At 40.4% G+C, this 12,704-nt stretch carries 10 protein-coding genes; 2 read left to right on the top strand and 8 right to left on the bottom strand.

What is annotated here, in order from left to right:
- Nucleotides 1-3: 3 nt before the first annotated feature.
- Nucleotides 4-1,242 carry an NO-inducible flavohemoprotein gene (gene hmpA / locus ISX45_RS06125; protein ID WP_194520267.1) on the bottom strand — a complete coding sequence of 413 codons (1,239 nt, stop codon included), beginning with the start codon at nucleotides 1,240-1,242 and terminating at the stop codon, nucleotides 4-6.
- Nucleotides 1,243-1,424: 182 nt separating this feature from the next.
- On the opposite strand from hmpA, the gene ISX45_RS06120 reads away from it, so the two are divergent.
- Nucleotides 1,425-1,862, top strand: a complete 438-nt coding sequence (locus ISX45_RS06120; RefSeq protein WP_181556591.1) for an Rrf2 family transcriptional regulator — start codon at nucleotides 1,425-1,427, stop codon at nucleotides 1,860-1,862.
- A 295-nt stretch (nucleotides 1,863-2,157) separates the two neighbouring features.
- Nucleotides 2,158-3,027 carry a polyamine aminopropyltransferase gene (gene speE / locus ISX45_RS06115; protein ID WP_181556592.1) on the top strand — a complete coding sequence of 290 codons (870 nt, stop codon included), beginning with the start codon at nucleotides 2,158-2,160 and terminating at the stop codon, nucleotides 3,025-3,027.
- A 216-nt stretch (nucleotides 3,028-3,243) separates the two neighbouring features.
- Here speE and ISX45_RS06110 read toward each other — a convergent pair whose 3' ends face one another.
- From ISX45_RS06110 to treP, 7 genes are all read right to left on the bottom strand, one after another.
- Nucleotides 3,244-4,407 carry an acyl-CoA dehydrogenase family protein gene (locus tag ISX45_RS06110; protein WP_194520266.1) on the bottom strand — a complete coding sequence of 388 codons (1,164 nt, stop codon included), beginning with the start codon at nucleotides 4,405-4,407 and terminating at the stop codon, nucleotides 3,244-3,246.
- A 75-nt stretch (nucleotides 4,408-4,482) separates the two neighbouring features.
- Nucleotides 4,483-5,982, bottom strand: coding sequence for an aminotransferase class V-fold PLP-dependent enzyme (locus ISX45_RS06105; RefSeq protein WP_181556594.1), 1,500 nt, complete (start codon nucleotides 5,980-5,982; stop codon nucleotides 4,483-4,485).
- Between the two features lie 520 nt (nucleotides 5,983-6,502).
- Nucleotides 6,503-6,925 (bottom strand): acyl-CoA thioesterase, encoded by a 423-nt coding sequence (locus ISX45_RS06100; protein WP_181556595.1) that lies wholly within the window; start codon nucleotides 6,923-6,925, stop codon nucleotides 6,503-6,505.
- A 169-nt stretch (nucleotides 6,926-7,094) separates the two neighbouring features.
- Nucleotides 7,095-8,507 carry a Na+/H+ antiporter NhaC family protein gene (locus ISX45_RS06095; protein WP_181556596.1) on the bottom strand — a complete coding sequence of 471 codons (1,413 nt, stop codon included), beginning with the start codon at nucleotides 8,505-8,507 and terminating at the stop codon, nucleotides 7,095-7,097.
- Nucleotides 8,508-8,641: 134 nt separating this feature from the next.
- A complete protein-coding gene (treR, locus tag ISX45_RS06090; protein WP_181556597.1) occupies nucleotides 8,642-9,358 on the bottom strand; it encodes a trehalose operon repressor in 717 nt (238 codons plus the stop codon).
- A 23-nt stretch (nucleotides 9,359-9,381) separates the two neighbouring features.
- On the bottom strand, nucleotides 9,382-11,073 hold the full coding sequence (gene treC, locus ISX45_RS06085) for an alpha,alpha-phosphotrehalase (RefSeq protein ID WP_194520265.1): 1,692 nt from the start codon (nucleotides 11,071-11,073) through the stop codon (nucleotides 9,382-9,384).
- 77 nt (nucleotides 11,074-11,150) lie between these two features.
- Nucleotides 11,151-12,566: a PTS system trehalose-specific EIIBC component gene (gene treP / locus ISX45_RS06080; RefSeq protein ID WP_194520264.1), complete on the bottom strand. Its 1,416-nt coding sequence runs from the start codon at nucleotides 12,564-12,566 to the stop codon at nucleotides 11,151-11,153.
- Between the last annotated feature and the right edge of the window lie 138 nt (nucleotides 12,567-12,704).

Genomic DNA, 12,704 nt, shown 5'->3' with positions numbered 1-12,704 from the left:
AAGTTATTTCGTTAAATCACCAGCTGGTCCAAAAAATTCATAGTGAATTCGTTCTTCCGGTACGCCCCATTCTTTTAAGGCGTGATAGACCGTTTTCATAAACGGAATCGGACCGCAGCAATAAAAGTTTGCCTTTTTCTCATGAACAACTGATTGAAGCCAAGGCCAATCAATGAATCCTTCCTTCGCAAAATAAGGATTTTGTCGATCCTTATCAGAAGGAGATTGATAGCACACATAATAAGAAAGTGTTGGATGTTGTTCCGCTAAGCGGCGCATATGCCCATCAAACGCATGAACATTTCCGTTGATTGCCGCGTGAATAAATGTCACGTTCCGCTTTGGTTGCCGCTCGACAAGCGTATTGACCATGCTGAGTAGTGGTGTAATTCCAACTCCGCCGCTTATGAGAACTACCGGCGTATCATCCGTTATATCAAGCGTGAAAACGCCTGCTGGGGCGCTTAATTCTAATATATCTCCTGCATGGATATGTTCATGTAAATAGTTGGAAACAATTCCTGCTGGTTTTTCCTCGGTCGCTGCTTCTCGTTTTACACTAATGCGATAATACTCTTTTCCTGGTGCATCCGACAAACTGTATTGGCGAATATGCGTGTATGTCTCGCCAGGAATGCGAACTTTGACACTAACATATTGCCCCGGTAAAAACTCGCTAATATCGCCACCGTCTTCCGGCACTAAATAAAAGGACGTAATTACATCGCTTTCTTTCACTTTTTTCTGTACAACAAACTTGCGGAAGTCTTTCCATCCTCCGCGTTTCGTCGCCGCTTCGTTGTACATTTGTTCTTCTATTTGAATAAACACATCAGCAATCACTTCGTATGCTTCTTTCCACGCTTCGATAATGTCATCGGTCGCCGCATCACCTAATACATCCTTAATCGCTAATAGTAAGTACTTTCCGACAATCGGATAATGTTCCGGCTTCACTCCTAAGCTTCGGTGTTTATGAGCAATTTGTTTGACAACCGGTAAAATCATCTCCAAACGGTCGATATGTTGGGCTGCCTCATATACTGCGGCTGCGAGCGCCTTTTGTTGCCGCCCTTGTTTTTGATTGACATGGTTAAAAATGTTGAGTAGTTCTGGATGATTGGACAACATGAGTTGATAAAAATGCTTTGTAATCTGTTCTCCGTGCTCTTCAAGAACAGGAACGGTAGATTGGACGATTTGAATCGTTTTTTCACTTAATAGTGGCTTTGTCGTACTCATTCCTATATCCCCTCGCAAAAAAAGATGTATTTTATATACATCTTTATTGAAGCATATAGTTTATCTAAAAGCAATATTTCAAATACATCTTTAATGAATTGTTCACAATTGAATGATTTTAAAATTGAAGCTTTTTTATGCTAAAATGAACGATAGAACAAGACTTTAAAGGTGTGAATATCATGCAGTTAACAAACTATACAGAGTATGCCCTGCGCGTACTCCTCTTTTTAGGAACGCTCGAAGCCGGGGAAAAAACGAGCATTAAAGAAATTTCCCAGGCATTTGCAATTTCAGAAAATCACTTAAGCAAAATTGTGTATGAACTTGGGAAGCTGGGATTTATCGAAACAATCCGCGGACGAAACGGGGGCATTCGCCTTGCTATGCAGCCAGAAGAAATTCGAATTGGTGCGGTTGTTCGAAAGACAGAAGATAATCTATCCCTTGTGGAATGTTTTGCTAGTCACGGAAACCATTGTGTCATTACTCCTGTCTGTCAATTAAAACACGTGCTACATGAAGCGCTAGAAGCGTTTTTGTGTGTACTTGATTCATATACATTAGCGGATTTACTTCATAATAAACAAAGCTTGCAAACAATTTTCAAACAAGTTTGAGGTTTGCTTATCATTTAGGAGCAAACCTCTTTTATTTTTCCGTTTTTTATACATACTAATAAAAATAGGTGATACAATGAAACAGGTAGAGAAAGCCACGTGCTTACAGCTTCTATAGGGATTCCAGCTGGTCAATAATGAAAAAAGAAGCAATCCCAATCCGAACGTGTGGAGATATTCGACACAGACCAATGGCTCTCTGTTTAAATGAATCTCCTTCGTTTGTCACATTTCGCAAAATATATTAATATTAGAAAGGTATGAGAAAAACTAGAGATTGTTGAAGGAGGTTACAATGAAGCACGTATCAAAGCCATTACCACCTTATATGAAAACAGAAAACGGTGAACTTTGGTTAACAGAAGATGATCGTGAAAACTTAAAAATCAGCTATCGGATTAAAGACATCATTTTTTCCGAGCAGTCTCCATTCCAACATGTAATGATTTTGGACTCCTACGATTTCGGAAGAATGCTCGTTCTTGATGGAGTTGTACAAACAACGTCGATTGACGGTCATATTTATAATGAAATGATTTCTCATGTTCCACTTCAATTCCATCCAGCACCGAAAAAGGTATTAATTATCGGCGGTGGAGATTGTGGTGCAGCCAGAGAAGTGGCGAAATATGAACAAGTCGAGGAAATTCACCTCGTTGAGATTGATGAGATGGTCGTTACTTCATGCAAAAACTATCTTCCAGATGTTTCTGGTAATCTTTCGGATCCACGCGTCCGTTATGTATATACTGATGGAGTTGCTTTTGTGAAAGAGCATGTTAATACGTATGATGTGATTATTATTGATTCCTCTGATCCAGTTGGACCAGCGAAAGAACTGTTTTCATATGACTTTTATGCAAGTGTCCGTCGCGCATTAAAAGAAGACGGGCTTATGGTTTGTCAAAGCCAGTCTCCGATTTTTCATATGGATGTATTAAAACAAACGTACGCAAATATTTGTCAATTATTCCCGTATGCGTCGATTTATACCGCAACCGTACCAACATATCCTGGTGGGTTATGGAGTTTTACCATCGGGGCAAACATTCCTCTTTCACTTCCGGAAACGACGTCCTTACCATCTGATACAAAATATATTAATGAAGCGGTGCTTAAACAATGCTTCCAGTTGCCGCAATTTATGCGGAAGGAGCTTGTTTAATCCTTCACAAAAAAAGAGCAGTCAGATATCTGACTGCTCTTTTTGAATAAAAAGTACATTTCATCTAAATGGCGACCATCTCCTCACGACGCTTCAATCCCACTGCAGCGGGAGGATATGCTGCCGGACATTCGGCCGGCCACAAAACGTGACAGAGCCGAATTCAATGAACCCTTCCTCGCTGGCCCTCTGAAACGCTTCGAGGATAGGAGATCATCACCCATCCAAAGTATGATTGGCAACAAGTGAAAGCGTGATATCATCAGCAGGCGGATTATGTAATCCGGCACGTACATCACGATAATAACGTTGGAGCGGATGAGATGAAAATAAACTTTGTCCTCCGACTACGCGCATCGCTAAATCAACAACTTTCACTGCTGTATTTGTGGCGACATATTTAACAACGGCGAGTTCTTGTTTCATCTCGGCTCGTTTCTCTGGATTGCGATCCCATTGATCGGCGATCGAATACATAAAATGACGTGAGGTCATGAGGTTAATGTCAATCTCTGCGATTTTTCTCCGCACTTCCGGCACGTTGGCAATCGGGTGGGGCAAGCTGTTTGGCTGATACGTTTTTGCAAATGCAATCGCTTCATTGCGCGCCGCGATGGCAATGCCTAAATAACAAGCAGGAATATGCAATAACCACCCTTGTGGCTGGCCTTTTTTCTGTGGTGATAATCTTTCCACAAGGGCCTCTTCTTCCACTTCTACATACTCGAGTATTAAGTCATCGCTCCTTGTTCCTCTCATCCCGAGAGTATTCCATGTTTCTTCAATTTTGAGGCCATCAGCGGATTTCGGAATAAGGAAATTAGCTACTTCCCCCGTTTCTTTAATGGTGGCGGACACGATAAAATAATCAAGCGCCGGAGCGAGCGATGTATACGTTTTCCGACCATGAATCACCCAGCGGCCATTTCGCTTTTCTGCTGTCGTTTCCGGCTTTCCGCCGCGCGCAGGACTTCCTGTTGCTTTCTCCGATTGAGCGCTGTTAAGTAGCCGTTGCTCTTCAACAATTTCTTTGCACACACGCGCAAACAAGGATGGATTCCACTTTTTCTCTTCCGCAAGATTCATGACGAGTCCTAAGTGCCAACCAAGCGATAAAGCCGTAGCTCCGTCTCCTTGCGCAATCGTCTCTTGAACTAGTAAAAATTCATAGAGAGAAATTTCTTCCCCTCCGTATTGTTTAGGAACGGTAAGAGAAAGAAAACGCGCTTTTTTTAGGTCGGTAAAATTTTCGAATGGAAATGTTGCCTGTTCGTCATACCAATGAGCGCGCTTCCGAAACTGTTCTGCTAGCTGTGCTGCTTGTTCATGCAGTCGTTTCTCCCGTTCGGTGCGAAGAAATAAATGATATAACTCGCTCATGACTCTCCCCTTTTCTTTTTTTCATTTGTTCTTCATTTTACCCGTTATCCAAGAAGAATGAAAATGATATGCAGCTTAAAGCGCAAATAACTGACGAACATCTCTGTCATCTTGATGATGATAAAACTCATTTTTTGTTTGATCATACATATATTCTTGTTTCCACTCGCCTTTATGCCGCGTAATGAGTCGAATGGCACGAACGATTTCGTATATTTCTTCGTTTGTCATAATCGGATGAACAGAAATCCGCACCCATCCCGGTTTGTACAACAAATTACCCGCTTTGACTTGTTTCATGATTTCATGTGATGTTGCTTGGTCAATATTCAACAAATAATGACCATACGGACCTGCGCATGAGCATCCTCCACGCACTTGAATGCCGAAGCGGTCATTCAATACTTTGACAACTAAGTTATAATGCATTCCTTCAATAATAAATGAGACAATGCCAAGCCGGTCTTCCCTCTTTCCTTCTAAAATACGAACCCCGGGAATTCGCTTCATATGCGATAAAAGTAATGTCGCTAATTCTTTTTCCCGTTGCAAAATACGATCAACGCCCATTTTTTCTTTCAGCTTAATGGCTAATGCGGCCTTAATCGTTTGTAAAAATGGCGGTGTCCCTCCATCTTCACGCGATTCAATATCATCGACATATTGATATTCTCCCCATGGATTAGTCCATAGTACAGTTCCGCCCCCCGGATGATCAGGAATACGATTTTTATATAAGCGTGCATTAAAAATGAGCACGCCAGCACTACCTGGCCCTCCTAAAAATTTATGGGGCGAAAAATAAATGCCGTCTAATTGTTCCAGTGGATCATCTGGATGCATATTGATGGAAACGTATGGAGCTGAAGCAGCAAAATCGATAAAGCAAATCCCTCCATGTTCGTGCATGACTTTTGCTAGCGTATGATAAGGAGTTTGAATACCTGTGACATTCGAGCAAGCAGTAAATGCGCCGATTTTTAACGGTCGATGGGCGTATTGTTGCAACAGTTCTTGTAAATGATCGATATCGACATCGCCGTTTGCTGTTGGCCGAATCGTGACGACATCTCCGATCGTCTCCATCCATGATAACATATTGGAATGATGCTCCATATGAGTGATAAAGATGATCGGTCTTTTGTCTTCAGGGAGTTGTATATAGGACTTGAGTTGTTCAGGTACACGTAACCCAAGTAAGCGTTGAAGCTTATTAATGGCACCGGTCATTCCTGATCCTTCCATAATTAATATATCATCTTGTCCCGCGTTAACATGATGTTTGATAATTTCTTTCGCTTGTTTGTACGCTAGTGTGATTTTTGTACTTGCAATATTCGATTCCGTATGCGTGTTGGCAACATACGGACCTAATTCTTCTATGATTTTTTGTTCAATCGGCTTATAAAGACGTCCGCTTGCTGTCCAGTCAGCATAAATCATTCGCTGTTGTCCGAAAGGGGAGGTAAACGGATAATTCGTTCCAATGGTCGCCTCACGAAATGGTTGAAAGTACGCTTCTAACTCTCCACGGCATATAAACGTCGTATCTCCAATAGTTGCTTTGATTTCCATTGTGGTTCCTCCTTCCTGTACTTTTTACTCATACAGTATGTGAGGAGCGGAAAAATGGTCAATAAAAAAAGCTGTCATAAATAAGGAACAGCTGTACAGACGGCGGAAAATTGTTTATTTCTTACGATATAGGAAACTCATCATAGAGCTAACAAAAAATATTATTTTTGATCAAGACAATCGCTTATCAAGTGTGTTTCATAGTGAAAAAACAAATAAAAACGGAAAAGAGCTAGAATATTCTATACAAAAACAATTAATGAAATACTGGTGTTTTTTATGAGCATTGGTGCAATCAGTTTTTATTCAGCATAATGGGAACAAGAAAAGTTGTCCATATGATTTTGAACAACAAAACAAAAAGGAATTAGAGCGGTTTTTCTCTAGTTCCTTATTGATATTTGTAATTATTAAAAGGGATGTTCAATATCATACCGTTATTAAAACATTCGGATTGTAAGAGGCGGCTGGCGTCGTAGGGGACTGACTATTTCCAACAGTTAATCATATATTCGTTGTGCTATTTCACTTGTTCTGAATCGGAGAGAACATAACATTGCAGTCTCTCTCGTAAATCGTCGGGAAGGTATTCGCTTTGCTGTGTCTCGAAATTAAAATAAACAACGGCTGCTTCGCCAAGAGCAATCAATGTTCCTGTTTTCGCATCCAAAATGCGATGAACGAGCTGAAAACTTTTATTGCCGATTTTTGAGACGTTTGTTTCGATTTTCAGTGTTTGCCCGAAATACGCTTGATTGACGAAATCACATTTCGCAGAAGCAAGAATAAATCGCCATGTTGTAACGTCTGTTCCGTAGCCTAATTGCTCAAACAGACGAATCCGCGCTTCTTCTAGATAAACGAAATAACTCGTATTGTTCACATGTCCAAGCGCATCTGTCTCACTAAAACGCACTGTTACGTTTGTAACATGGGTTGCCATACGATCACCCCTTCTTTTATTGACTAGTCAGTATGCAATAGTTATTTCTTTTATCATAGCGAGAATGGTTTCTTATTTCAATAATATTTTGTAAATTTATATTTGGTTATTTAGAACATAGTTTGTATAAATAATATAATAACCGATGGAACAAACCATCGGCTTTTATTTACGCCAAAAATATCGGAGCGATCACGTAGCTAATTAAAGAAAGACCGCCGCACAATAAAGAAATTTTTAGTTTATACTTTGCATATTCCATTAAGTCTAAATCCATGATTGAAGCAGTTGTAATCGTCGTATCCCCTAATGGAGAAGCAAAAGCGCCGAATGTCCCGCTTGCAAATACTGCGCCAATCGTCATGGGCAACGATGCTCCTGTCGCCGCTGCTAATGTAACACCAAGCGGCATAAAGAGCCCCCATGTCCCCCAAGATGTTCCGATAAAATAGGAAATTGATGAACCAAGAGCAAACATCGTAGCCGGAACAATTTCTTTCGGAAGCAATGTCCCAAACGTAGACGAGATATACCGCGAGAATCCCAAATCCTCCGCTGTCAGCGACAACGCCCAAACAAGGAGAAGCATGCCGATCGGTGCCATGAGTTGATTTCCACCATCAAAAAAGTGATAAATGAGCTCATGAAGCGGCTGACGACGAAATAAATAAAACAGCGTGGTGATGATGATCGTGACAAAAAGCGCAAGCAGCATCGCTAACGTTGCATCTGCTGTGGAAAAGGCTGCTAAAATTGTATTTGCTCCTTTTTTACTTCCGTCATACCAAAAGAAAAATATCGTCAATACAAGAACGAGAAAAAGCGGAAAAAATAGATGAAGCGGTTCACCGACGACTAATGCAAGCTCTTTTTTCAATCCTAATCGGTGAAATTGATTCGTTTCCCCTTCTGCTCTTTCCCTCCCTTCTTTCCCGATCCGAATATTCATAAATGTTGTCACTAATCCTACGATAAGAGCAATGATCGCAAAAAAATTATATGGTAAGCTGGCAAGAAAAAGTTGATACGCTGACGTCTTCACTCCATTTTGGTTGAGCGCTCCTTCAACAACAGACGTCATAAAGCCGACAAATGCCGTTGCGGCCGGTAACAACACGATAATCGGTTCAGTTGAAACATCGATAATATACGCCATTCTCCGTTTATCGATCCGAAACTTTCCGAGAATCGATTTCATGACTGGACCGATTAACATAGTGCGAAACATCGGAGTAAAAAATGTAAATGGAACAGTAAGCCATATAAACAATAACATACGATGCTTCGAATGAAGCTTTTGACTAATCCATTGAACAAACCCTTTGATTCCACCAGTAATTTGCATCATACCAATCAGCGCGCCGAATAAGTACAGAAACATGACAACTTTCACATGTTCGATATCTGTTATCGTCTGTAATAATGCATTTACAGCCCTTTTAATCGCATAGAGCCAATGCTTCTCTAAGCAAAAAGCTCCAACAATCAGCCCTATTACGAGCCCCGGCAATATTTCGCGAAGCCAAATCGAGAGTGGAATGACAATCAGAAATGGCAATAACGAAATCCATGTTCCTTGCAACGTATTCACCACCTTTGTCGTTACAAGGATAGCCATAAATGAGAAAAACTATTACAGTTCTTAATTTGATTATTTAAAACATAGTTTAATTAAATAAAATACAAAAACAGCACTTGCCCGCTTGCAAGTGCTGTTCAATGATTTCTTCTCGCAAAATCAACAAAGCGAAATTTATCTAGTCGGTGTCGTGATTCCGTAAATTGAAACAAACTGGCATCATCTAAATAAACAAAATTTTTCACGACAACGACATGATCATACCCGTTTAAGTCTAAATATTTTCGGTCCTCGTCAGTCACTTTGTCGACAAACATTTCTTTTTTTGCAAAGCTGATTTTCAATTTTAATTTATTTTCAATATACTCGTATATGGAATCCTCACAAATCGCCCGCGTCAAAACAGGAACAAATTTTTTATGAAAAAAATCTTTGTCTAAAATAATGTGTTCTCCATCGATTTTTCGAGAACGAACGACTTTCCATATCTCATCTTTGTTCGTTACATGCAAATGCTTTTTTAAATATTCTCCCGGCTTGATGACCTCTAATTCATGAACAATCGTTTTCGCCGGCGTTTTCATTTTTTGTGCCAACTCTTTAAAGCTGACTAAGCCCGATACAGGAAAATCGTATTTTCCAACATCAAGAACGATGGAACCTTTTCCCTTCATTTTTTGAATATACCCGTGTTCAGATAACAGATTGAGCGCTTTGCGAATCGTTTCCCGCGATGTTTCATATTGCTCGGCTAATTCGTTTTCCGATGGAAGTTTATCATAGGGTTTCCAATGTCCTTGGCGAATTTTTGAGACAATATCATGATAAATGGATAAATATTTGTTTTCATACATATCGATCACCGACATGTATTGTATCATGATTTCGTTAAGTAATAAACAATCGCTTCATACGGGCGCAAGACGATTGTTTTAAACTGCTCTGGTGAATCCTCATAGTTCGAAAGCAAAATTTGACTTGTATATCCGCTCACATCTACTTCGCTTGGAAGAATAAACGTCGTCTCTTTTCCATAAAAGTTATTGACAACAAGAAGCTTCTCATTTTTCCCGTTTCGTATATAGGCAAAAATGTCTGGATGATCTTCAAGTAATAGTTGATAATCACCTGTTGTAATAATGTCATATTGTTTTCGTAATTGGATAAGGAGTTGGTAATGATAAAAAATCGATGTCGGATCCGCAAGCGCATTTTTGACATTAATGTCTTTGTAGTTTGATGCCACACGAATCCAAGGCGTACCCGTTGTAAATCCTGCATGCTCACTGTCATCCCACTGCATCGGGGTGCGTGAATTATCGCGTGACTTTCGCTTTAAAATGTCAAGTACTTCTTCTTTTGATTTTCCTTTTTCTTGTAAAATTTTGTACATGTTTAACGATTCGACATCCCGATAATCTTCAATTCGCTCGAATTTCGGGTCGGTCATGCCGATTTCTTCTCCTTGGTAAATATAAGGTGTTCCTTGCATCATATGAATGACCGTCGCGAGCATTTTCGCTGATTCCTTATGATACTTCCCGTCATCTCCATACCGTGACACAATGCGCGGCTGGTCATGGTTGCACCAAAATAGTGCGTTCCATCCGCCGCCTTTATGCATTTCCACTTGCCATGTCGATAAAATTCGTTTTAAAGCTAGAAAATCAAAATCGGCTACTGCCCATTTTTCCCCATTCGGATAATCGACTTTTAAGTGATGAAAATTAAATGTCATATTTAATTCTTTGCGCTCTGGGTTTGTATATTTGATGCAATGGTCAATCGTTGTCGATGACATTTCCCCGACCGTCATAATGTCGTATTTCGAAAACACTTCCCGATTCATTTCTTGCAAAAATTCATGAATGCGCGGCCCATCAGTATAAAACTTTCGCCCATCTCCCGGAGGTACAGAACCGTCATCATCTAAAAATCGCTGATCTTTCGACAACAAATTAATGACATCTAAGCGAAATCCATCAATACCTTTTTGAAACCAAAAATGCATCATCTCATAAACGCGGCGGCGAAGTGCTTCGTTCTCCCAGTTCAAATCCGCTTGCGTCACGTCAAATAAATGCAAGTAATATTGTCCTGTTTGTTCATCGTACTCCCAAGCCGATCCTCCAAACTTTGATTCCCAGTTCGTTGGAGCACTACCATCGGCTTTTCCATCTTTCCAAATATAAAAATCACGATACGGATTGTCTTTGGAAGAGCGAGCCTGTCGGAACCACTCATGGTCAGTCGAGGTGTGATTGACGACCATGTCCATAATGATTTTCATGTCGCGTCGATGTACTTCCGAGACTAACCGTTCAAAATCTTCCATCGTGCCGTACTCATGATGAATTTGGAAATAGTCGCTAATATCGTAACCATTGTCGCGCTGTGGGGATTGATAAATCGGCGTTAACCAAATGACATCGACTCCCAGTGTTTTTAAATAATCAAGTTTTTCAATAATACCTTGTAAATCACCGATTCCATCACCATTCGTATCGTTGAAGCTTTTCGGATAAATTTGATAGACAACAGCTTTTTTCCACCATGGTTGTTTGTTCATTGCTGACACCACCTCTATATTTATTGATAAAAACGATACCATTGGCGAAACATCCCCCACCAATGGTACCTTCATCGTTATTGCTTTTCTCTTCGTAACTTACCGAACACAAATGTCAATGCGAACGGAACGACAATCGCAATCGCCATACCGATAAAGAATGGCGTCCATTTTTGCGGAACGATGGATAAAAATCCTGGCAACCCACCGACACCAATCGATGGCGCTAATACTTTATTAATCGTAATAAACATTCCCGCAATTGCCGCACCGGTCATCGCCGAAATGAACGGGTAACGGAAGCGCAAGTTCACACCGAACATCGCTGGTTCCGTAATACCGAGATAAGCAGAAACCGCCGATGTAAAAGAAAGTCCTTTTACTTTCTCATCTTTTGCTAAAAACATTATTGCCAATGCCGCCGAACCTTGAGCAATGTTCGACATGACGAGAATTGGCCATAAGAATGTTCCGCCTGTGCTTGAAATAAGCTGTAAATCCACTGGCAAGAACGTATGATGCATTCCGGTGACAACGAGCGGCGCATATAAAGCACCGTATAAAAATCCGCCAATCGCTGGGACGTTATGGAAAATAGCAACAAATACACTAGTAATCGCATTACCAATCGCAAACGTGACAGGTCCGATGGCGATAAACGCTAAAAACCCAGTAATTAATAAGGAAAGCGGTGCAACAAGCAACAATTGAAATGCATCAGGAATGCGCTTACGAAAGAATTGCTCAATTTTGGCTAATACATAAGACGCTACTAATACCGGTAATACTTGACCTTGATAACCGACTTTTTGTACTTCAAGGCCAAATAAATTCCAAACAGGAATATCTCCTTTCTCCTTCGCAGCCCCCCATCCCCACGCATTTAACAGGTCAGGGTGTACAAGCATAAGTCCAAGCACAATACCTAATAATGGGCTACCGCCAAATTTCGTGACTGCCGACCAACCGATGAGTCCCGGTAAAAAGACAAACGCCGTATTAGCAATTAAATTAATCATGTTTGCAAGGTCTGCCCATTCTTTATGGACTTCAACAAATGATTTCCCGTCATAAAAAATATCAGGCCCTGTTAAAATATTGTTAATCCCCATTAACAAACCAGCTGTGACAATTGCCGGTAAAATTGGAATGAAAATATCCGCTAATGTTTTAATGGCGCGTTGTAATGGATTTAAGTTCGCTTCCGCTGCATCCTTGATTTCCTGTTTCGTCGCTCGGCTAATACCAGTCATTTCAATCATTTCATTATATACTTTATCGACAAGTCCTTGACCGATAACGACTTGGAATTGACCGTTAGCAGAAAACGAGCCTTTCACAATGTCAATGTTTTCTAATGCTTCCTTATTCACTTTCCCCTCATCTTTTAATGCAAATCGCAAACGTGTCACACAATGTGTCGCTGCGACGATATTGTCCTTTCCTCCAATTGCTTCGACAATTTGTGCAACTGATTGATCATAAGCTCCCATAATTATAATGACCTCCCCTGTCTTTTCGCAAAATCCCGCGCCTTGTTAACCGCTTTCAAAAAACTTGTATATACAAGCTAATTTTATTTTATCTTGTATATACAAGTTCGTCAACAACAAATTTCGACACTTTTGGAT

The sequence above is a fragment of the Thermaerobacillus caldiproteolyticus genome (assembly GCF_015326725.1).
In the GTDB taxonomy this organism is placed as follows: domain Bacteria; phylum Bacillota; class Bacilli; order Bacillales; family Anoxybacillaceae; genus Thermaerobacillus; species Thermaerobacillus caldiproteolyticus.
The sequence above is the reverse complement of the archived record's forward strand: the minus strand, read 5'-3'. Positions and strand labels throughout refer to the sequence as shown.